This is a genomic window from Streptomyces sp. NPDC059008 (assembly GCF_042749045.1).
Taxonomy (GTDB): Bacteria; Actinomycetota; Actinomycetes; order Streptomycetales; family Streptomycetaceae; genus Streptomyces.
On record NZ_JBHYJC010000001.1, the window covers coordinates 33375 to 53623 of the forward strand.

The window sequence follows — 20249 nt, forward strand, 5'->3', positions numbered from 1 at the left end:
CCGGGCGTCCCCACCAGTGGGGATCTCCGGAGGTCCGTCTCAAGTACTACCCGTCGGTCACAACAGCGCGGACAGAAGGCGGCAGCTGGGCGTGCCGGGGGTGACCGGCGCGTAGTGGCCCACGCCGGGCAGCTCGCGCAGGTCCGTACCCTCGGGGTGCGCCGCCGCGTAGCGCTGGGAGACGCCGAGCGGGACATCGTCGTCGTCGGCGCCGTGCAGGATCGTGACCGGGACGCCCGGCGGCGGGCGGCGGGCGGGGTCCGCGGCGGCCAGGCGCTCCGGGAGCCCGGGGCCCGCGCCCAGGAGCTCGGCGACCGCGCCGTTGCTCAGCCGCAGCTCATGGGCGTGGGCGAGATCGGCGACCGGCGAGACGGCGATCACCCGGGTGGCCGGGGTGCCGGGGCGGGCCGCGGCCAGCAGCGCGAGATGGCCGCCCGCGGAGTGCCCCACCAGGACGACGCCCGCGGCGTCGGGGACCTCGCGCACCGCCGCCTCGACGCCCGCCGCGACGTCCTCGAACGTCTGCGGCGCACCGCCCCCGGCACCGACCCTGCGGTACTCCGCGAGCGCCACCGGCAGCCCCCGCCCGGCCAGCTCGGCGGCGAGCGGCGACAGATGACGGCGGTCGTAGGCCGCGCGCCAGAACCCGCCGTGCAGGAGCACCACCAGCGGACCGGGCGCCCCCGAGGGGCTGTCCGCGCCCGCCCGCGGCCCGTAGAAGTCGACGATCTGGTCCGGATGCGACCCGTACGCCACTGTGCGGTCCGGCGCCACCGGGGCGAGCCCCAGCAGCGCCGTCTCCTCGTCCGGCACGCTCACCCGCCCGCTCCGGCCGCTCGCGGCTCCTCCTCGGGCAGCGCCCCCAGCACCTCGCCCAGCGTCCACGCCGCCCGCTCCGCCTCCGCGAAGGAGGTGTAGAGCGGGGTGAAGCCAAAGCGCAGCACGTCGGGCCGGCGGTAGTCGCCGACCACCCCGCGCCGGATCAGCTCCTCCATCACCGCGCCGGCGCCCGCACACGCCAGCGACACCTGGCTGCCGCGCCGCTGGTGGTCCACCGGTGTGACCGACCGGGCCCGGCCCGGCGGTACGTAGGCGCCGACACACTCCAGGAAGAAGTCCGTCAGGGCCAGGCTCTTGGTGCGGACGTCCTCGATGGCGACCCCGTCCCAGGCCTCCAGCGCCGCCTCCAGCGCGAGCAGCGACAGGATGTCGGGGGTGCCGACCCGGCCGCGCGCCGCACCGTCCGCCGGGGCGTAGGCGGGGTCCATGGCGAACGGGTCGGCGTGCGAGTTCCAGCCCGGCAGCGGCGATTCGAACCGCTCCTGGAGGCTCTCGCGGACGTAGAGGTACGCGGGCGAACCGGGGCCGCCGTTGAGGTACTTGTACGTGCAGCCGACGGCGAGGTCGACGTGGTGCGCGTCGAGGCCCACCGGCAGGGCGCCGGCGCTGTGGCACAGGTCCCAGACGGCGAGCGCGCCCGCGGAGTGCAGCGCGTGGGTGATGCCGGGCAGGTCGTTGAGCTCGCCGGTGCGGTAGTCGACGTGGTTGACCAGCGCCAGCGCGGTCCGCTCGGTGACCTCGTCGGCGATCCGCGCGGGCTCCACCGGCCGCACCGCGAGGCCGGTCATCCGGGCCGCGGACCGGGCGATATAGCCGTCGGTCGGGAAGGTCGCGGCGTCGACCAGGATCTCCGTGCAGCCCTTGCCGGCCATCCGGACGCCACCGACCACGGCCTTGAAGATGTTGACGCTGGTCGAGTCGCCGACCACCACCCGGCCGGGGGCCGCCCCGATCAGCGGGGCGATCTTGTCGCCGATCCGCTCGGGCGCGGTCCACCAGCCGGATTCCGTCCAGGAGCGGATGCGCAGCTCGCCCCACTCGCGGCCGATGACCTCGGCGATCCGGCCGGGCACCGCGCGGGGCAGCGCCCCCAGGGAGTTGCCGTCGAGGTAGACCGTGTCGTCGAGGGTGAAGCGGTCGCGTATCTCGGCGAGCGGATCGGCGGCGTCCAACTGCCGGGCGCGGACGGCCTGTTCCCGCTCACCGGCGGACTCGGGGGCGCCGGCGTCACCGGAGGTTCGGGGAGTCTCAGACATGGCTGCGCGCCGTCCACAGCTCGGGGAAGACGTTCTTGCGGGCCCGCTTCTCCAACCAGGCCACACCCGCGGAACCGCCTGTTCCCATCTTCGCCCCCATCGCCCGCCGGGTCGCGACGAGGTGGTCGTTGCGCCAGCGCCACACCAGCTCGCCGACGTCGGTCAGCGCCTCGGCGAGCCGGAGCAGCTCCGACTCCTGCGGACCGGCGTAGACCTCGGCCCAGGCCGCCTCGACGGCCGGGTCCGGCTCGTAGCGCTGCGCCGGGTCCCGCCGCAGTACGGCCTCGGGGACGGCATGGCCACGCCGCGCGAGCAGTCGCAGCACCTCGTCCCACAGGCTCGGCTCCTGGAGTGCCTTCTCCAGCTCGGCGTGGACCCGGGGCGCGCCGCGGTGCGGCACCAGCATGGACGAGGACTTCTCGCCGAGCAGGAACTCCATCCGCCGGTACATCGCGGACTGGAACCCGCTGCCCTCGCCGAGCGCGCTGCGGTACGCGTTGAACTGCGCCGGGGTCAGCTTCGCGAGCGGCTTCCAGGCCGCGTTCAGCGCCTCCAGCTCGTGGCAGGAGCGGCGCAGCGCGTCCATCGCCACCGTCAGGTCGTCGCGGCGCAGCGCCTCGGCGGCGGTCTGCCACTCATGGACGATGACGGTGAACCACAGCTCCATGACCTGGGTGGTGACCAGGAAGACCATCTCGCCGGGGTCGTCGGAGAGCGGGTGCTGGAGGTGGGTGAGAACGTCCGCCTGGACGTAGTCCTCGTACGGGGTGGTACCTGCGAAGTCGAGGTTCGGGGTCTCAGGCTCCTGAGCCCCGCCGGTTACCTCGTGGGACATCGCTGTCTCCTCGAAACGTACTCCGGGTAGCGGTCCGCCCCTGCCATGCCGGCACGGGGGCCCCGGTCCCCACCGGGCATCTTCCGCAATGGTCCCCGCAGATGGCAAGGCCCGCCTGGTCAGAGAGCCAGGCGGGCCAGCTCACGGCTCAGGAGAGGGTGTCGGCCGCGGTCGGCGAGGAGTCGCGCAGGAAGGTCGTGCAGCGCTCGTACTCGTCCTGTTCGCCGATCGCCTGGGCGGCGCGGGCCAGGGCGTGCAGGGCCCGCAGGAAGCCGCGGTTGGGCTCGTGCTCGAAGGGCACCGGGCCGTGGCCCTTCCAGCCTGCCCGGCGCAGCGCGTCCAGGCCGCGGTGGTAACCGGTGCGGGCGTAGGCGTACGACTCGACGACCCGGCCTTGCGCGAAGGCGTCGTCCGCGAGCTGCGCCCAGGCCAGGCAGGAGGTCGGGTACTTCGCGGCGACATCGGACGGCGCGGTGCCCGCGGCCAGCAGCTCGCGGGGCTCCGGGTCGTCGGGCAGATGGGTCGGGGGCGGTCCCCCGAGCAGGTTCTCGTGAATGGCCATGGGTCTAGTGTCCCCTGTCCTTGGCTGTCCGGTGTCTGTCCGCTGCCTGTCCGCTGCGCTTTGCCCGCCTCCCACGTTTTTGGCTTTCTCGCCGTGGTGGTTGTTCGCCGTTGCGCCTGCGGCGGGCTGGGTGCCGCTGCGCGGGGCGTTTTCGGCAGCGGGTGCGGCCCTCCGGACTCCGTCCTGCGGTCCGCCCCCTCCCGGGGGTGGGGGGAGGGAAGACCGGTGGGAGTCCCCGTAAGCCCCCGTGTGCCGGTAGTCGACGGACAGGGCCCGCCCCCACCGGCCGCTTTTCCCACCCACCCACGGGAGGGGACAGACCGTAGGACGGAGTCCGTAGGGCTGTCACCGCACCCGACACACAAACGCCCGCCGCAGGCGCAACGGCGACAAACCCCCACGGCGGGAAAGCCGACAACGTGGGATGCGGGCCAAGCGCCTAGCGATCTCCCGGATCCAGCGGCGGTGCGCTCACCCCGCAGTGGTAGGCGCACTCGGGATGGCACCGCTTCTCGGGGGCCGGCTCAGGCCCCCTCAGGCGGACCGTAGACCAGGCGATCAGCGCGCCGGCCACCAGCACGCCGGCGCACAGCGGCATCGCGCGCCGGAACGTCGCCGCGAACTCCTCCGCCGAGCGGTACGCCTCCGGGCCCATGCCCGCCAGCAGCGGCAGCGCGGCCACCGCCATCAGGCCCGCGGCCCGCGCCGCCGCGTTGTTGATACCGCTGGCCAGGCCCGCCCGGTCGACGTCCACCGACGCCAGCACGGTCGCGGTGAGCGGCGCGACCAGCGTCACCATCCCCGCACCGAGCACCACCATCGCGGGCAGCACATCGGTGAAGTACGACGCCTCGGAGCCCACCCGCAGCATCAGCAGCATCCCGGCGGCGCAGAGCAGCGGGCCGACGGTCAGCGGGATCCGCGGCCCGATGCGCTCCCCCAGCTCCCCGGAGCGGGCGGACAGCAGCAGCATCAGCACGGTCGCCGGCAGCAGCGCGGTACCCGCCTGCACCGCCGAATAGCCCGCCACGACCTGCAGCTGGAGCACCGAGAGGAAGAAGAACCCGCTGAACGCGGCGTAGACGCACACCGTCACCACGTTGATGGCGGAGAACAGCCGGATACGGAAGATCGCGGGCGGCAGCATCGGATCGGCACGGCGCCCTTCGACGCGCACGAAGACCACCCCGAGCAGCACCCCGGCCACCGCGGGCACCAGCACGCCCGGCGCGGCGCCCCGGTCCGGCGCGGCGATCAGCGCATAGGTCACCCCGGCCAGCGCCAGCGCCCCCAGCACCGCGCCTTGTACGTCGAAGCCACCGCGCGCGCGGGCGTCCCGCTCCCGGGTCTCCGGTACGTGCCGCAGCGCCACCGGCACACAGACCGCGGCGAGCGGCACGTTCAGGAAGAACACCCAGCGCCAGCCGGGGCCGTCCACCAGCCAGCCGCCGACGAACGGGCCGACCGCCGCCGCCACCCCGCCGAGGCCCGACCAGGCGCCGACGCCCCGCGCCCGGTCGTCGGGGTGGAAGACGGCCTGGATCAGCGCCAGCGAGCCGGGGGTGAGCAGCGCCCCGCCGACGCCCTGCAGCGCCCGGGCCGCGATCAGCACCCCGGCGCCCGGCGCGAGGCCGCACAGCAGCGAGGCCGCGGCGAACCAGACCACGCCGATCACGAAGATCCGGCGCCGCCCGTAGCGGTCCCCCAGCGCCCCGCCCAGCAGGATCAGCGAGGAGAGCGTGAGCAGGTACGCGGTCACGGTCCACTGCAGGACCGCCAGATCCGCGTCGAGGTCCTCGCCGATCCTCGGCAGCGCGACATTGACGACCGTGCTGTCGAGCAGCGCCATGCCGGAGCCCAGCACGGCCGTGGTCAGCACCCACCGGCCCTGCGCCGAGGCCAGCCGGACCCCGCCGGGGGCTTGCGACCCACGCCGTTCGCTCATACGGCGAGCTTGCCCGGCGGCAGGGAGCCGCGCACGGCGAAGGCCCCGCACCTTACGGAAGATGCGGGGCCTCGGAGCCGTACGGGACTACTTGATCTTGGTGCCCGTGGAGCGCAGGTTGGCGCAGGCCTCGGTCACCCGCTTGGCCATACCGGCCTCGGCCAGCTTGCCCCAGCTGCGCGGGTCGTAGGTCTTCTTGTTGCCGACCTCGCCGTCGACCTTCAGCACGCCGTCGTAGTTGCGGAACATGTGGTCCGCGACCGGGCGGGTGAAGGCGTACTGGGTGTCGGTGTCCAGGTTCATCTTGACCACGCCGTTTTCCAGCGCGGTGGCGATCTCCTGCTCGGTGGAGCCGGAGCCGCCGTGGAAGACGAAGTCGAACGGGGCGGCCTTGCCGTACTTGGCGCCGACGCCCTCCTGGAGGTCCTTCAGCAGCTCGGGGCGGAGCACGACGTTGCCCGGCTTGTACACGCCGTGGACGTTGCCGAAGGAGGCGGCGAGCAGGTAACGGCCCTTCTCGCCGAGACCGAGCGCCTCGGCCGTACGCAGCGCGTCGTCGACCGTGGTGTACAGCTCGTCGTTGATCTCGTGGGTGACGCCGTCCTCCTCGCCACCGGTCGGGGTGATCTCGACCTCAAGGATGATCTTGGCGGCGGAGGCCTTGGCCAGCAGCTCCTGGCCGATGGCCAGGTTGTCGGCCAGGTTCTCGGCCGAGCCGTCCCACATGTGCGACTGGAACAGCGGGTTCTGGCCCTTGGCCACCCGCTCCGCGGAGATGTCGATCAGCGGGCGGACATACCCGTCCAGCTTGTCCTTGGGGCAGTGGTCGGTGTGCAGCGCGACGGTGATGTCGTACTTGGCCGCGACGACGTGCGCGAACTCGGCGAGCGCGACGGCGCCGGTCACCATGTCCTTGTTGTACTGGCCGCCCAGGAACTCCGCGCCACCGGTGGAGATCTGGATGATGCCGTCGCTCTCGGCCTCGGCGAAGCCCCGCAGCGCGGCGTGCAGCGTCTGCGTCGACGTGACGTTGATGGCCGGGTAGGCGAACTTGCCTGCCTTCGCCCGGTCCAGCATCTCGTTGTAGACGTCGGGGGTTGCGATGGGCATCTGTCCGCTCCTTGTGTATGCGGGTGTGCGTTCTTGGCCCTGACCAGGCGAGGACTTCGCCGGGCCACATCTTTCCAGACTCGGCCGACAGCTCCACATCGCCCATCCGGCCGTCATGCGAAAGGGGTGCGGTGTTTCACGTGAAACACCGCACCCCCTCAACAAAGGCGCAGGTCAGCGCGGCACGTACCGGCTCTTGGGGCCCTTTGGCAGGCCTCAGCCCAGGCCGAGGTCACCGAGCTGGTAGCCCGTGATATAGGGCAGCCCGGCCTCGGCGATCGCCGACGCGGCGCCACGGTCGACGATCGTGGCGACCGCGACGACCTCGGCACCCGCCTCACGCGCCGCCTCGACGGCGGTCAGCGGCGAACCGCCGGTGGTGGAGGTGTCCTCGACGACCAGCACCCGGCGGCCCTTGATGTCCGGGCCCTCGATACGGCGCTGCATGCCGTGCGCCTTCTGGGCCTTGCGGACGACGAAGGAGTCCAGCCGACGGCCGCGGGCGGCGGAGGCGTGCAGCATCGAGGTGGCGACCGGATCGGCACCGAGCGTCAGTCCGCCCACCGCGTCGTAATCAAGGTCGGCGGTGATGTCCAGCATCAGCTGACCGACCAGCGGCGCGGCCTCGCCGTCCAGGGTGATCCGGCGCAGGTCGATGTAGTAGTCGGCCTCCTTGCCGGAGGAAAGCGTCACCTTGCCGTGCACCACGGCCTTGTCCTTGATCTGCTGCAGCAGCTCGCCGCGCACGTCGTCACTCATGCCCATGAGCTTAGGCGGTGCCCGGGGACAGGCTCCGCCAGCTCCACGTCGTGGAGATCTCCAGCGGGTCGATGGGGGTGACCAGGCACGGCAGTGTGTTGAGGCCGTTCGGCGGCCCGGACTGCGGCTCGACGCAGACCGCGGCCTCCTGCTCGTCGTAGACCACGACCCACTCGGCGCGGCTGGTGACCCTCAGCTCCAGACGGCCCGGCCAGGTGAGCGTGACATCGACGCCCCGCGGCATGCCGAAGCAGTCGTCCCAGGGCCCCGGCTTCGGCAAGATCCGCCGCCCGGTGGGGAGATGGTCGGCACCCCGCTCCTCCTGCCACTCCGGCGCGAAGTCGAGCCGCACGTCCTCACCGCCCTCGCCCAGATTGCGCAGGAACCAGGGGTGCCAGCCGGCCTGCGCCGGGAAGGAGTCGGCGGCCGCCTCGACGCCCATGGTGAGGGTGAGCGAACCGCCGTCCTCGGCCAGTTCGACGATCTGGGTGACCTGCCCCGGGTACGGCCACGGAGCAGCCGGGTCCGCGAGGTCGTAGGTGAAGACCGCCTGCGTCGCGCTCGAACGCGCGGTGCGCCAGCGGAGGTTGCGGCCGGTGCCGTGGATGGCGTGCGGTGCGGCGTTGACCGGCATCTGGTGCAGTTCCCCGCCGTTACGGAACCGGCCGTTCTCGATCCGGCCGCACCACGGGACCATCGGGAAGCAGCCGTAGTGGGTGCCCTGCCGCAGCAGCTCCGTACCGCCGACGCGGAGGCTGCCGATGCGGCAGCCGTTGTCCGGTTGAACGGTCACTTCGGCGGCCCCGGCCGCCAGCCGTACGCCCGCCGCCTGCGGCGCGGGCTGAGGGGGGTTGTCGGTGCTCACGGTCCGACCCTCCCATGTTTTCGGCTGTCCGCTGCGCTTTGCTGCGGCCCACGTTGTCGGCTTTCCCGCCGTGGGGGCTTGTCGCCGTTGCGCCTGCGGCGGGCGGTTGTGTGTCGGCTGCGGTGACAGCCCTACGGACTCCGTCCTACGGTCTGTCCCCTCCCGTGAGTGGGTGGAAGACAGCCCGGTGGGGGCGGGCCCTGTCTGCCGACTTCCTGCACACGGGGGCTTACGGGGACCCCCACCGGTCTTCCCTCCCCCCACCCCCGGGAGGGGGCGGACCGCAGGACGGAGTCCGGAGGGCCGCACCCGCTGCCGAAAACGCCCCGCGCAGCGGCACACAGCCCGCCGCAGGCGCAACGGCGACAAACCACCACGGCGGGCCAGCCAGAAAAGTCGGCCGCAACGGCGACAAACCCCCACGGCGGGAAAGCCGAAAACGTGGGAGGCGGGCAAAGCGCAGCGAACGGGCTATGCCCGCCGCCGCCTCAGCACGCGTCCCACCACCACCGCCGACGCCAGGACGACCGCCGCGGCCGGGGCCGCCCACCGCAGGGTCGCCGAGGTGCTGTTCGTCTCGGGTGCGGGTACCGGCGCGTAGCGTCCGCGGGGCGGAGCATGGTCGACCTCCTCCGCGCTGCGCCCGATCATCGTCCGGCGGGCGTGCGCGGCCTCCGCGGGGGCGGCGCCGTCCGCGTCCTCGCCATAGGCGTGCTCGGGGTGTGCGTCCCGCGCCGCGCCCTCCACGGCCTGGTCGTCCATCCCGGCCAGGTCGTCCGCCGCCCCGATGGCGTCCTCGTCGCTGAGCGGATCGAGGGAGGGCGGCGGCACCTCGGTGTCGAACACGCTGTGCCGGTCGGAGTCGTCGGCGTCGGCCACCGGCCGCTGCCGCAGATCCGCCGCCAGGTTCTCCGCGAAGCGGTCCAGCAGCCGACGGCCCGCGGACCGGGCGGCCTGGTCGCTGGCCTCGGCGAGCCGGCCGTCGCTGTGCAGCGTGCCGGCGCAGGCCAGGGTCGTACCGGGGCCGGGCTCGGTGGTCGGGGAGAGGCGTACGGCCAGCGTCAGCACGACCGCGCCGTCGCCCCGCGCCTCGGTGCCCTTCGCCTCCACGGTCACCGTGGCGGGCGCGCCGTCCTCGCCGGATCTGTCGTCCGCGGCGCCGCTGACCGTCAGCGTGCCGCGGTAGGTGATGGTGGAGCTTCCGATGCGCAGCCGCAGCCGGCCCTCGGGGCAGTGCGGGGCCGCGTCGGCGTCGAGCTGGACTCCCGGGACACAGCGCGCCACCCGCTCCGGCTCGGTGAGCGCCTGCCGCACGGTCCCGACGGGAAACGGAACGTACACCTCATGCTCCATGACATGGGAGCCTAATTCCTTCTCCGGCGCCGAGGGGACCCCTTGGCGGGTGTGGGCGCTGTGCGCGTCGGTCCGGCCGGCCCCGAGCCCGCCGTCGGCCGCGCGCACGGTGGCCCGTCGCATCAGTCCAGATACCGCGGGTGCATCAGCGTCGACGGCGGCAGTCCGGACATCCTGGCCCGGGTCGCGCCGCTCCGGCCGGCCAGCAGCTCGTCGACGGTGAGACCCCCCAGGCGCGGCGCATCGGACGCGCGCACGAACCTCGGGGTGCGCCGGGCGGCCAGTACGAAGCCCCAGTAACGCGGCCCGCCGGACGAGGGGACCGTGGTGCGCGCCGCCACGGCCGCCGACCGGGCCGGTCCCCCCAGCCGGTCCGGGCCGCCGGAGACGTCCGCGGGTCGGCCCGGCAGCCGGTACGGGACGGTCGCCAGACCCACCGACCGCACCGTCGTCTCCACCGTCCAGTACGACCGGGCCCGCGTGCCCGGCGGCCCGGCGTGCACCACCAGCCGCCCGTCGCGGGCCAGCATCCGCGCCGCCAGGCCGTAGAACTCCTGGGAGTAGAGCTTGGTGCTGGCGGTGATCCCGGGGTCGGGGAGATCGGAGACGATGACGTCGTACGGGTCCGGGGGCCGGCCGTGCGCACCGTGCCGCCGCAGCCAGTCGAAGGCGTCGGCGGTGACCACATGCACCCGCGGATCGTCCAGGGAGTGCTGGTTGAGGCGCGAGAGCCCGGGGTCGGTGCGCGCCAACCGCACGACGCCGGGGTCGAGTTCGACGACGGTCACCGAGCGGACCCCGCCATGGCGGAGGATCTCGCGCACTGCCAGGCCGTCGCCACCGCCCAGGACCAGCACCCGGGCGTGCGGTCCCCCCGCCAGCGCCGGATGCACCAGCGCTTCGTGGTAGCGGAACTCGGTGTCCGCGCTGACCCGCAACCGCCCGTCCAGATACAGCTCCAGCGGCTGGCCGGAACCTTTCCTCCCCCGTCCCGCACCGACGACGGGCCCCGTGCCACCGGTCATCACCACTTCCTGGACGCCGGTCTGCACCGCGACCCGCGCCGACGAGCCGTACACCGCCCGCCGGGCGGCGCGTTCGAACGGCGTGGCCAGCAGCACCCCCGTGGCCAGCAGCGCGAGCACCAGGACGTTGATGCCGAACAGCGTCCAGCGGGCGCGGGCGGTCAGATCGCGGCGGAACAGCCACAGCACCAGCACGCCCCCGGCCGCCGCGTTGACCGCGCCGGTGACCAGCGCGCCGGTCAGCTGGCCCAGGCTCGGCAGGAGCAGAAAGGGAAAGGCCAGTCCGCCGACGAGGGCACCGACGTAGTCCGCGGCGAACAGGTCGGCGACCGCGCCGCCCGCGTCCTGCCGACGGACCCGCTGGATCAGCGTCATCAGCAGCGGTACCTCGGCGCCGATCAGCACGCCGATGGCCAGGGAGAAGCCGACGAGTGCGGAGCGGGACTGGCCGTACCACGCGAAGCAGGCGTAGAGCGCCATCGCGGAGCAGCCGCCGACCAGCGCGAGGCCGGCCTCGACCGCGCCGAAGCCGACCGCCGCCCGGCAGCGCATCCGCTTGGCGAGCAGCGCGCCGACGCCCATCGCGAAGACCATGACGGACAGCACGACCGAGGCCTGGGTGACCGAGTCGCCGACCAAGTACGTCGCCAGGGCGACCAGTTCGAGTTCGTAGACCAGGCCGCAGGCGGCGCAGACGAAGACCACGGCGAGGACCAGCAGCCTGCCGAGCCCGGCCGGCACGGGAAGTCGCGCCGGTGTCATGGCCTCCGGCGGCCCGAGGGCGCCGGTAAAAGCGGACTCTGGCGGGTCGATCATGAAATGAACGCTACGTGACGATTCGACGCCTCTAGGTCACCCACACGAGTGCACTCTGCGGGCTACACGCGTCAGTTGGGGCGATGTCGATGCGTGGGGCAGATCGAGGCTCCCGCGCCGCACGCCCGGCGCACACAACGCCGCACGCGCCCCAGCGCACCTCAGGGCCCGGGGCGCGCACTCCCGACGACCCCCACACCCCCTCGCCCCCGACTCCGCTGCGCCCGCCGGCGACGCCGACCCGCCTGGTCACTTCCGCCGGTGCCCCGTTAGACCGCCGCGACCGCCGCACGTACGCCCACGCGGGTACGGGTGGCCACCAGGCGGCCCTCCTGCGGGTACGCGTGCCAGGTCCGCCAGCGCACCTGCCCCTGCTGACACTGCGCCAGCATCGCGGTGAAGGCGTGCGGCGAGCCGGGGAACGTACCGGCCAGGCCGTGCGGATGCTCGGCGACCAGCGCGAGCAACTCCTGCGCGCGACCCGCGAACGAGCCGCGCGAGAGCGTCTCCACGTGCGCGGCGAATTCGTACTCCCAGTCACCAAGGCGCTTGGCCACACCGAGCGGCAGCGGGGTGCTGCTGCCCGGCATACAGGCGACCGTCTCGGAACAGGTGCCGTGCTCCTCTTCGAGAAGCACCTGGTGAGAGGCGCCCAGCAGTCTCAACTGCACCTGCGCACCGTGGAGTTGGAGGTCGAGGACGGCGAGGGCCGGCAGGGGTTCCCTGCCCAGCGCCCAGGCCAGGTCGGATGCACGGGTATCGGTGTACGCCGTCGTCAAAGTGGTGAGCATGGGTCGGCTCCGCAAGCACGCAGTGGAATGGTGGGCCGGCCCGCCCGAGAAGGATCAGGGATGCACGTCTGCCCGCCGGCTCGTGCCCACGTGGGATCGGAGAACGTGGGGGATTCTCTATGAAGAGGGAATCATGAAAGCCCGGTCGACCACAGTCTTTTTACCCAACTTCGCCGGGTTTCCATCCCCTAGAGGGCCATGCAGTTCAACTGTTCAACATCCTTACGACCAGCGGGTGTTGGCCCCTTCGCCCACACCCGCCGGGCGCATATGCGAAGGGGCAAGAGCCACCCGCATGTGTGCAGCTGAACGGGCCCTTCGGCCGGTCCGGCCGGCGCCGTACGGAGGTACCGCGCCGGTGCTCAGCAACCCCCGCCGCCGCCACCGCCGCAGCCGCCACCGCCACCGCCGCCGCAGGAGGAGGAGCCGCCGCCGCACGAGTGGCCGCCGTGGTGCCCGCCCCCGTGGTGGCCGCCGCCCGAATCCGCTCCGCCGGCGGCCCACCAGCTGCCGCTGCTGCTACTGCTACTGCTACTGCTACTGCTACTGCTCGACTTGCGGTAGCCGCTCCCGCCCCGCCCGCCGGTGCCGCTCCGCGAGGCCAGGGCCACCAGCCCGATCACCACCGCGCAGATCACCAGGAAGACCACGATTCCCATCTGCCTCACACTCCCTTTCGTTCCCCCCGAAGCGTGGGGGCACCTCCCACGCCCTTTAGGCAGTGGGGGCGCATCGCTCCGTCCGGCGCCCCGTGCGCCGCTCGCGGCGCCGTCCGCGCCGCCGGCCGTCCGCGTCGACGGCCGTCACAGTCCTGTACGCGGGGCTGATGCCCGAGCCCGGGAGTCTCAAAGCACAGTTGAGGAAGTCCAGAGGTTCGGCGGAGGATGGCGCGCATGGACCGACCGCTGCTCAATCGCCGCCTCGCCGAATTCGGCACCACGATCTTCGCCGAAATGTCAGCACTCGCCCTACGGACCGGCTCCATCAACCTCGGCCAGGGTTTCCCCGACGCCGACGGTCCGGAGGAGGTCAGAGAGGCAGCGGTCCGTGCCCTGCGCGACGGCCGCGGCAACCAGTACCCGCCCGGCCCCGGCGTCCCCGAACTGCGCACCGCCGTCGCCGCCCACCAGGAGCGCTTCTACGGCCACCTCGGCCTGGCCTACGACCCCGACACCGAGGTCCTGGTCACCGCCGGCGCGACCGAGGCCATCGCGGCCTCGCTGCTCGCCCTGCTGGAGCCGGGCGACGAGGTCATCGCGCTGGAGCCGTACTACGACTCCTACGCCGCCTGTATCGCGATGGCCGGCGGCCGGCGCGTACCGGTGACCCTGCACGCCGATCCGGAGTCCGCGACCTACCGCCTCGACCTGGACGAGCTGCGCGACGCCGTCACCGACGACACCCGCCTCATCCTCCTCAACACCCCTCACAACCCCACCGGTACGGTCCTGACCCGCGCCGAGCTCACGGCCATCGCCGAGCTGGCGGTGGAGCGCGACCTCCTCGTCATCACCGACGAGGTCTACGAACACCTCGTCTTCGAGGGCGAGCACCTGCCCCTCGCGTCCTTCCCCGGGATGCGCGACCGCACCGTCACCATCGGCTCGGCCGGCAAGACCTTCTCCTTCACCGGCTGGAAGGTCGGCTGGGTCACGGCGGCGCCGGAGCTGGTGAGCGCGGTCCGCTCCGCCAAGCAGTTCCTCACTTTCGTCTCCGCCGGCCCCTTCCAGTACGCCGTGGCCGAGGCCCTCGCCCTGCCCGACGACTACTACACCGGCCTGCGCGACGATCTGCGCGCCAAGCGCGACATCCTGGCGACCGGCCTCGCCGACGCCGGCTTCCAGGTCTTCCGCCCGTCGGGCACGTACTTCATCACCACCGACATCCGCCCCCTCGGCGAAAAGGACGGCTTCGCCTTCTGCCGCGCCCTGCCCGAACGCGCCGGCGTCGTCGCCATCCCCAACGCCGTCTTCTACGACCACAAGGACCGGGGCGCACCGTACGTCCGCTTCGCCTTCTGCAAGAGCGTCGATCTGCTGCAGGAGGCGGCGGGCCGGCTGAAGCGGCTCTGAAGGGTCCGTCGACGCCCTTCTCCGCCCCCCGCACGCAGACGAAGGCCCCGGAGCCGACAGCTCCGGGGCCTTCGCAGCCGGGTGGGTGTGGGACGGACGGGGCTCAGGCCTCGTCGTCGCCCGGCTTGTCGTCGGAGTCGCCTTCGATCTCGGCCTCCAGGCCGAGCTGCTCGACGATCCACTTGTCGAATTCGATCGAGGCGCGGACCCAGCTGACCGTGCTCGACACAAAGTGTTCGAGCGAGACGCCGGTGCCGATCAGCATCGATGCCTCACCGATCAGACGGACCGTGCCGTCGTCATGGGTGTGGGTGTAGGCCTTGGGCCACAGCGTCCGGCGGTTCCAGTCGTCGATCGCCTCCAGCAGCTTCGACTTCTCGTCGATGCCGTGGGCACGGTCGTAGAACGTACGGACGGAGAAGATCTGCTGCTCCTCCTCGCCCCGGAACATGAAGTACGTGCGGAACTGCTCCCACGGGGCGGCGAGGTCACCCTCCTCGTCGACTACGTACTTCAGCTCCATCTGGTCGAGGAGCTGCTTGACCAGGTCCTGGTCTGGCACGACGGGACCATCAGGCCCCGACGGCTCGGGTTCGGGCTGGCCCCCGAAATTCGGAATCGAGGACGGGTCGATGCTCACCGTGGAATTCCCTTCGTATGGTCCTTGCCATCCTCCCCCACATCCGCCCCGTCCTGGCAAGCCCGGAGGGGCCGGTGCGGGCAAGCTGTCGGTCAAGGCAACGATCCGGCGGCACGATCAGGCACCCGGACCGGTCCGCCGGGCCGGCCCGGGAGCCGTCCTCGCAGCTCAGGCCGCCCCTTCTCGCAGCGGCAGCACCGCCAGCCGATCGCCGTCGACATCCACCCGCACGGTGTCCCCGTCCAGCACGTCACCCGCCAGGATGGCGCGCGCGAGCTGGTCGCCGATGGCCGTCTGGACCAGGCGGCGCAGGGGGCGCGCACCGTAGGACATGTCGGGGGCGGGGGCGCCGTCGACCGGCTCCTGGCCGAGCCAGGCGAGCCAGGTCAGGGCGCGGTCGGTGACGTCCAGCGTCAGCCGGCGCTCGCCGAGGCGGCGCTGGAGGTGGTCGAGCTGGAGCCGGGCGATCCGCTGCAGCTGGTCCGTGCCGAGCGGGTGGAAGACCACCACGTCGTCGAGCCGGTTGAGGAACTCGGGCCGGAACGAGGCCCGGACCGTCTCCAGCACCTTCTCCCGCTTCTCGTCCTCCTTCAGCAGCGGGTCCATCAGGAAGGCGGAGCCGAGGTTGGAGGTCAGGATCAGGATGGTGTTGCGGAAGTCGACCGTACGGCCCTGGCCGTCCGTGAGCCGTCCGTCGTCGAGCACCTGGAGCAGGATGTCGAAGACCTCGTGATGGGCCTTCTCCACCTCGTCCAGGAGGACGACGGAGTACGGGCGGCGGCGGACGGCCTCGGTGAGCTGGCCGCCCTCCTCGTAGCCGACGTAACCGGGCGGCGCGCCCACCAGGCGGGCGACGGAGTGCTTCTCGCCGTACTCCGACATGTCGATCCGGACCATCGCCCGCTCGTCGTCGAAGAGGAAGTCCGCGAGCGCCTTGGCCAGCTCGGTCTTGCCGACGCCGGTCGGCCCGAGGAAGAGGAACGAGCCGGTGGGGCGGTCCGGGTCGGCGATCCCGGCGCGGGTGCGCCGCACCGCGTCGGAGACCGCCCGGACGGCCTCGGCCTGGCCGATCAGCCGCTTGCCGAGCTCGTCCTCCATGCGCAGCAGCTTCTGGGTCTCGCCCTCCAGCAGACGGCCCGCCGGGATGCCGGTCCAGGAGCCGACCACATCGGCGATGTCGTCCGGACCGACCTCCTCCTTGACCATGGACTCCTTGGACGCCTCCTGCTCGGCCTCGGCGGCGGCCGCCGCCTCGAGCTCCTGCTCGACGGCCGGGATCTCGCCGTAGAGCAGCTTGGAGGCGGTGTCGAAGTCACCGTCGCGCTGGGCGCGCTCGGACTGGCCGCGCAGGTCGTCGAGCTTCTCCTTCAGCTCGCCGACCCGGTTGAGGCCCTGCTTCTCCTTCTCCCAGCGGGCGGTCAGGCCGCGCAGCTCCTCCTCCTTGTCGGCGAGGTCCTTGCGCAGCTTCTCCAGCCGCTGGACGGAGCCGGCGTCGGTCTCGTTCTTGAGCGCCAGCTCCTCCATCTTCAGACGGTCGACGGCGCGCTGCAGCTCGTCGATCTCCACGGGCGAGGAGTCGATCTCCATACGGAGTCGCGAGGCCGCCTCGTCGACGAGGTCGATGGCCTTGTCGGGCAGGAAGCGGGAGGTGATGTAGCGGTCGGAGAGGGTGGCGGCGGCGACCAGCGCGGAGTCGGCGATCTGCACCTTGTGGTGCGCCTCGTAGCGGCCCTTGAGACCGCGCAGGATGGCCACCGTGTCCTCGACGGTGGGCTCGGCGACCAGCACCTGCTGGAAGCGCCGCTCCAGCGCCGGGTCCTTCTCGATCCGCTCGCGGTACTCGTCGAGCGTCGTGGCACCGACCATCCGCAGTTCGCCGCGGGCCAGCATCGGCTTGAGCATGTTGCCGGCGTCCATGGACGAGTCGCCGCCGGCGCCCGCACCGACGACCGTGTGCAGCTCGTCGATGAAGGTGATGATCTGGCCCTCGCTGGACTTGATCTCCGCCAGGACCGTCTTCAGCCGCTCCTCGAACTCACCGCGGTACTTCGCGCCCGCGACCATCGCCCCCAGGTCGAGCGCGACCAGCCGCTTGTTGCGCAGCGACTCGGGCACATCGCCCTTGACGATCCGCTGGGCCAGGCCCTCGACGACGGCGGTCTTGCCGACGCCCGGCTCGCCGATCAGCACCGGGTTGTTCTTCGTCCGGCGGGACAGCACCTGCACCACCCGGCGGATCTCGTGGTCCCGGCCGATGACCGGGTCGAGCTTGCCCTCGCGGGCGGCCGCCGTGAAGTCCGTACCGAACTTCTCCAGCGCCTTGTACGTGCCCTCCGGGTCGGGGTTGGTCACCCGCTGCCCGCCGCGGCTCGCCTCGAAGGCGGCCAGCAGCTTCTTGGCGGAGGCGCCCTGCTGCTCCAGCAGCTCGCCGGTGCGGCCGCCCTTGGCGGCGATCCCGATCAGCAGATGCTCGGTCGAGACATAGGCGTCGCCCAGCTCCTTGGCCCGCTGGGTCGCGTCCGCGATCGCGGTGAGCAGATCGCGGTCCGGCTGCGGCGGGGCGACCGTCGAGCCCTGCACGCTGGGCAGCGCGGCGAGCTGGCGCTCGGCGCCGTTGCGCAGCACGGCGGCGTCCGCCTCGACGGCGGCCAGCAGGTCCATGATGTTCTCGTTGTCCTGCCCGGCCAGCAGCGCCAGCAGGAGATGCGCGGACGTCATGTCCGCATGCCCGGCGGTGATCGCCCGGTCATTGGCGGCGCTCAGCGCCTCCCGGCTCTTGTTGGTCAGCTCGGCGTCCACGGCCCGGTGTCCTCCCTGTGTGTGCTGTTCCGATGCTTCTGCTTGCAGGTACCAACGTGCAATAAGTTGAGTCTATTCCACTCAAGGCTCTACTCACGGCTCACCCCTGCGGGGGAATCGCCTCCGAATATGCCTCTGTCACTGGCCCAATCGGTCAAAGCTGGCCTTCAACCACAAGGAGGTGCAGCATGACGGCTATGGCACACGAGCCGATGGCGAACGACGTAGAAACCCTCCTGGATTACTTCCTCGCCCTGAAGATCCCAAAGGGTTTCCGGGCCGAGCTGATCGAGGGGGAGATCATTGTGACGCCACCGACTGACGGAGACCACGAGGACTACCTCAGCACGCTGAAGCGGCAGATCCTGAGGCAGTCCGTATCCGATATGGACGAATCCGCCAACAAGGGCATCAAGGCGCCCAGCGACAGTCGAGACCCCGACAATCGGCTCATCCCTGATGCCGTCTACGCCCCACGCGAGCTGCGCATCTTCCGAGGGGCGGAGCCGTGGATGCCATGCGCCGGCATCACCATGGTCGTCGAGGTGACATCGACCAAGCCCCGTAACGACCGCGAGGACAAGAGGCGCGCCTACGCCCGCGCCGGCATCCCGCTGTACCTCCTCGTCGATCGCGACAAGTCCACGGTGACGCTGTTCAGTGATCCTTCCGCGGAAGACTACGTAGGCAACACCACGTCCCCCTTCGGCAAACCCCTCCCCCTCCCCGCCCCCTTCTCCTTCGACCTGGAGACGACCGACTTCGTCTGACCAGCCGGGGGCCGGAGCCCGGGCACTCCCCTCTACTCTGGCCCCCATGGCCCACGACCTCTCCGCCCTCAGCCCCGAGTACCTCGCCTTCTGGGGCGAGTACCTGATGCCGACGCTCACCACGCTGCGTACGGACGGGACGCCGCATGTCGTCCCCGTGGGCGTCACCTACGACGCCGGGCAGCGGATCGCGCGGGTCATCACCCGCAAGGACAGCACCAAGGTCAAGAACATCCTCGCCGCCGGAGCGGACGGCGCGACCGTCGCCGTGTGCCAGGTCGACAAGGGCCGCTGGGCGACCCTGGAGGGCGTCGCGCGGGTGCGCACGGACGCCGAGACGGTGGCCGACGCGGTGCGCAGGTACGCCGAACGGTACGGGCGGACGCCGTCGCCGAACCCCGATCGAGTCATGATCGAGATCGCGGTGACCCGGGCGATGGGGCGGGCCTGAGAGCCCGTATCCGCACCGCCGGGACGGACCTGGCCGAAAACACACCCTCCACAGCAGACGACAACTGCCCAACTGGTACTCAGGTACGACAGGAAACCGAACAGCGCCGCGCAACGAACGGGCGGGATCGGACCTGTCCCGTGCACAAGACGGCAGCTGGAGGCCGCATGGCGTCGGCATTGAGCATCGTGACGACCGTTCCGCGCCCACCGCGCCCCGCCCCACCGAGACCGCACGCCGAGCTCTGCCCGCGCTGCGGTGGCCAACTCGCCGTGAACCAGGACGGCTGGAAGATCTGCCACGCCTGCGGTTACGCCTCGCCGCCCGGCACAGCCCCTCCACCACGGGCCGCCCTCGGGGGTATCGTCGCCCCCACAGTCGCCACGCCCCGGAGGGCACGATGAACTCGGTCCGAGTCACGGCGATCGCCTGCCTGATGCCGCTGTCCGAACTGGACGAGGATCCGTTCCTGGTCGACGACCGCAGCCAGCACGACATGTGCCAACAGTGGGCGGCGGCCCGTGACTACCACCTGACCTGCCAGCTCAGCCTGCATCAGCTGCGCGCCGACCACCGCGCGCTGTGGCGGGACGTCGAAGAGGGCCTGGTCGATGTGTTCGTCACGCCCAACCGCCGGGCGCTGGAGAACGCCATCGACGGCGCCGACGAGTTCTCCGCACGGTGCGCGGCGGCCGGCGTACGGCTGGAGACCGCCGACCTCGACGAGCCGGTCTACACGTTGGCGATGAAGTCGCAGGTGCACCGGCGGCTGTCGATGCCGACGGCCGGGTACAACGGCTGCTGACCGGCCCGGCGCACGGCGGAGCACACTCACGGAGATGACAAAAAGGGCCGGGATCACCCGGCCCTTTTCGCCACGTGGATGCGCGGCGCGCCCCGCGTCCGCTACTCGGACCGCTTGGGCCGCCACACCACCAGCGCACTGGTCTGCTGGACGTCCTGATACGGCACCAGGTCACGCCGGTAGGAGGCGTGCACCGCCGCCTCCCGCTGCCGCATCGCGCTGGCCGCGCCCTCCAGGGCGCCCTGCAGCTCCGCGACCCGCTGCTGCAGGGCCGCGACCTGGTTCTCCAGCTCGATGATGCGCTTGATGCCGGCGAGGTTGATGCCCTCGTCCTGGGACAACTGCTGCACCGTACGGAGCAGTTCGATGTCCCGGGCCGAATAGCGGCGGCCGCGCCCGGCCGTGCGGTCCGGCGAGACCAGACCCAGCCGGTCGTACTGCCGCAGGGTCTGCGGATGCAGTCCGGAGAGCTGAGCCGCGACGGAGATGACGTACACCGGCGACTCATCGGTCAGTTCATACGGATTACGACGCTGCCCGCCCCGGCTGTCCATC

Annotated in this window: 19 protein-coding genes; 4 read left to right on the forward strand and 15 right to left on the reverse strand. The window is 71.9% G+C overall.

What is annotated here, in order from left to right:
* Positions 1-57: 57 nt before the first annotated feature.
* The 12 genes from ACFWZH_RS00145 to ACFWZH_RS00200 all read right to left on the reverse strand — a co-directional run bounded on the left by ACFWZH_RS00145 (position 58) and on the right by ACFWZH_RS00200 (position 12816).
* Positions 58-819, reverse strand: a complete 762-nt coding sequence (locus tag ACFWZH_RS00145) for an alpha/beta hydrolase family protein (protein WP_384423999.1) — start codon at positions 817-819, stop codon at positions 58-60.
* Positions 816-2096 carry a kynureninase gene (gene kynU, locus ACFWZH_RS00150; RefSeq protein ID WP_384424000.1) on the reverse strand — a complete coding sequence of 427 codons (1281 nt, stop codon included), beginning with the start codon at positions 2094-2096 and terminating at the stop codon, positions 816-818. Before kynU ends, ACFWZH_RS00145 begins: the two co-directional genes overlap by 4 nt.
* Positions 2089-2931, reverse strand: coding sequence for a tryptophan 2,3-dioxygenase family protein (locus ACFWZH_RS00155; protein WP_384424001.1), 843 nt, complete (start codon positions 2929-2931; stop codon positions 2089-2091). The genes kynU and ACFWZH_RS00155 overlap by 8 nt, the downstream gene beginning before the upstream one ends.
* A gap of 148 nt (positions 2932-3079) precedes the next feature.
* Positions 3080-3493, reverse strand: coding sequence for a DUF3151 domain-containing protein (locus ACFWZH_RS00160; RefSeq protein ID WP_384424002.1), 414 nt, complete (start codon positions 3491-3493; stop codon positions 3080-3082).
* A gap of 439 nt (positions 3494-3932) precedes the next feature.
* Complete coding sequence (locus ACFWZH_RS00165) at positions 3933-5438, reverse strand: MFS transporter (RefSeq protein WP_384424003.1); 1506 nt, start codon at positions 5436-5438, stop codon at positions 3933-3935.
* An 87-nt stretch (positions 5439-5525) separates the two neighbouring features.
* The gene (gene fbaA / locus ACFWZH_RS00170; RefSeq protein ID WP_384424004.1) at positions 5526-6548 is read right to left on the reverse strand and encodes a class II fructose-bisphosphate aldolase; all 1023 of its coding nucleotides are present in this window, start codon (positions 6546-6548) and stop codon (positions 5526-5528) included.
* Positions 6549-6764: 216 nt separating this feature from the next.
* The gene (gene pyrE, locus ACFWZH_RS00175) at positions 6765-7307 is read right to left on the reverse strand and encodes an orotate phosphoribosyltransferase (protein WP_362710425.1); all 543 of its coding nucleotides are present in this window, start codon (positions 7305-7307) and stop codon (positions 6765-6767) included.
* Positions 7308-7317: 10 nt separating this feature from the next.
* Positions 7318-8172, reverse strand: a complete 855-nt coding sequence (locus ACFWZH_RS00180; protein ID WP_384424005.1) for an aldose 1-epimerase — start codon at positions 8170-8172, stop codon at positions 7318-7320.
* 471 nt (positions 8173-8643) lie between these two features.
* Complete coding sequence (locus ACFWZH_RS00185; RefSeq protein ID WP_384424006.1) at positions 8644-9525, reverse strand: SRPBCC domain-containing protein; 882 nt, start codon at positions 9523-9525, stop codon at positions 8644-8646.
* A 122-nt stretch (positions 9526-9647) separates the two neighbouring features.
* Positions 9648-11366, reverse strand: coding sequence for a polyamine aminopropyltransferase (locus ACFWZH_RS00190; protein WP_384424007.1), 1719 nt, complete (start codon positions 11364-11366; stop codon positions 9648-9650).
* A gap of 269 nt (positions 11367-11635) precedes the next feature.
* Positions 11636-12157, reverse strand: a complete 522-nt coding sequence (locus tag ACFWZH_RS00195; protein WP_384424008.1) for a DUF2617 family protein — start codon at positions 12155-12157, stop codon at positions 11636-11638.
* 362 nt (positions 12158-12519) lie between these two features.
* Positions 12520-12816 (reverse strand): hypothetical protein, encoded by a 297-nt coding sequence (locus ACFWZH_RS00200; protein ID WP_384424009.1) that lies wholly within the window; start codon positions 12814-12816, stop codon positions 12520-12522.
* Between the two features lie 234 nt (positions 12817-13050).
* Here ACFWZH_RS00200 and ACFWZH_RS00205 point away from each other — a divergent pair, with 234 nt between their 5' ends.
* A complete protein-coding gene (locus ACFWZH_RS00205) occupies positions 13051-14229 on the forward strand; it encodes a pyridoxal phosphate-dependent aminotransferase (RefSeq protein ID WP_384424010.1) in 1179 nt (392 codons plus the stop codon).
* A gap of 103 nt (positions 14230-14332) precedes the next feature.
* Here ACFWZH_RS00205 and ACFWZH_RS00210 read toward each other — a convergent pair whose 3' ends face one another.
* Together ACFWZH_RS00210 and clpB are read right to left on the reverse strand one after the other, a co-directional pair.
* Positions 14333-14869, reverse strand: a complete 537-nt coding sequence (locus ACFWZH_RS00210; protein WP_384424011.1) for a YbjN domain-containing protein — start codon at positions 14867-14869, stop codon at positions 14333-14335.
* A gap of 168 nt (positions 14870-15037) precedes the next feature.
* Entirely contained in the window at positions 15038-17668 is a 2631-nt protein-coding gene (clpB, locus tag ACFWZH_RS00215; protein WP_384424012.1) for an ATP-dependent chaperone ClpB, read from the reverse strand.
* 188 nt (positions 17669-17856) lie between these two features.
* On the opposite strand from clpB, the gene ACFWZH_RS00220 reads away from it, so the two are divergent.
* The 3 genes from ACFWZH_RS00220 (at position 17857) to ACFWZH_RS00230 (ending at position 19694) form a co-directional block, all read left to right on the forward strand.
* Positions 17857-18438, forward strand: a complete 582-nt coding sequence (locus tag ACFWZH_RS00220; RefSeq protein ID WP_384424013.1) for a Uma2 family endonuclease — start codon at positions 17857-17859, stop codon at positions 18436-18438.
* A gap of 46 nt (positions 18439-18484) precedes the next feature.
* A complete protein-coding gene (locus ACFWZH_RS00225; protein WP_384424014.1) occupies positions 18485-18889 on the forward strand; it encodes a pyridoxamine 5'-phosphate oxidase family protein in 405 nt (134 codons plus the stop codon).
* Positions 18890-19289: 400 nt separating this feature from the next.
* Complete coding sequence (locus tag ACFWZH_RS00230; protein ID WP_384424015.1) at positions 19290-19694, forward strand: hypothetical protein; 405 nt, start codon at positions 19290-19292, stop codon at positions 19692-19694.
* A 101-nt stretch (positions 19695-19795) separates the two neighbouring features.
* On the opposite strand, the gene ACFWZH_RS00235 is transcribed toward ACFWZH_RS00230, so the two are convergent.
* Positions 19796-20248 (reverse strand): heat shock protein transcriptional repressor HspR, encoded by a 453-nt coding sequence (locus ACFWZH_RS00235; RefSeq protein WP_384424016.1) that lies wholly within the window; start codon positions 20246-20248, stop codon positions 19796-19798.
* Between the last annotated feature and the right edge of the window lies 1 nt (position 20249).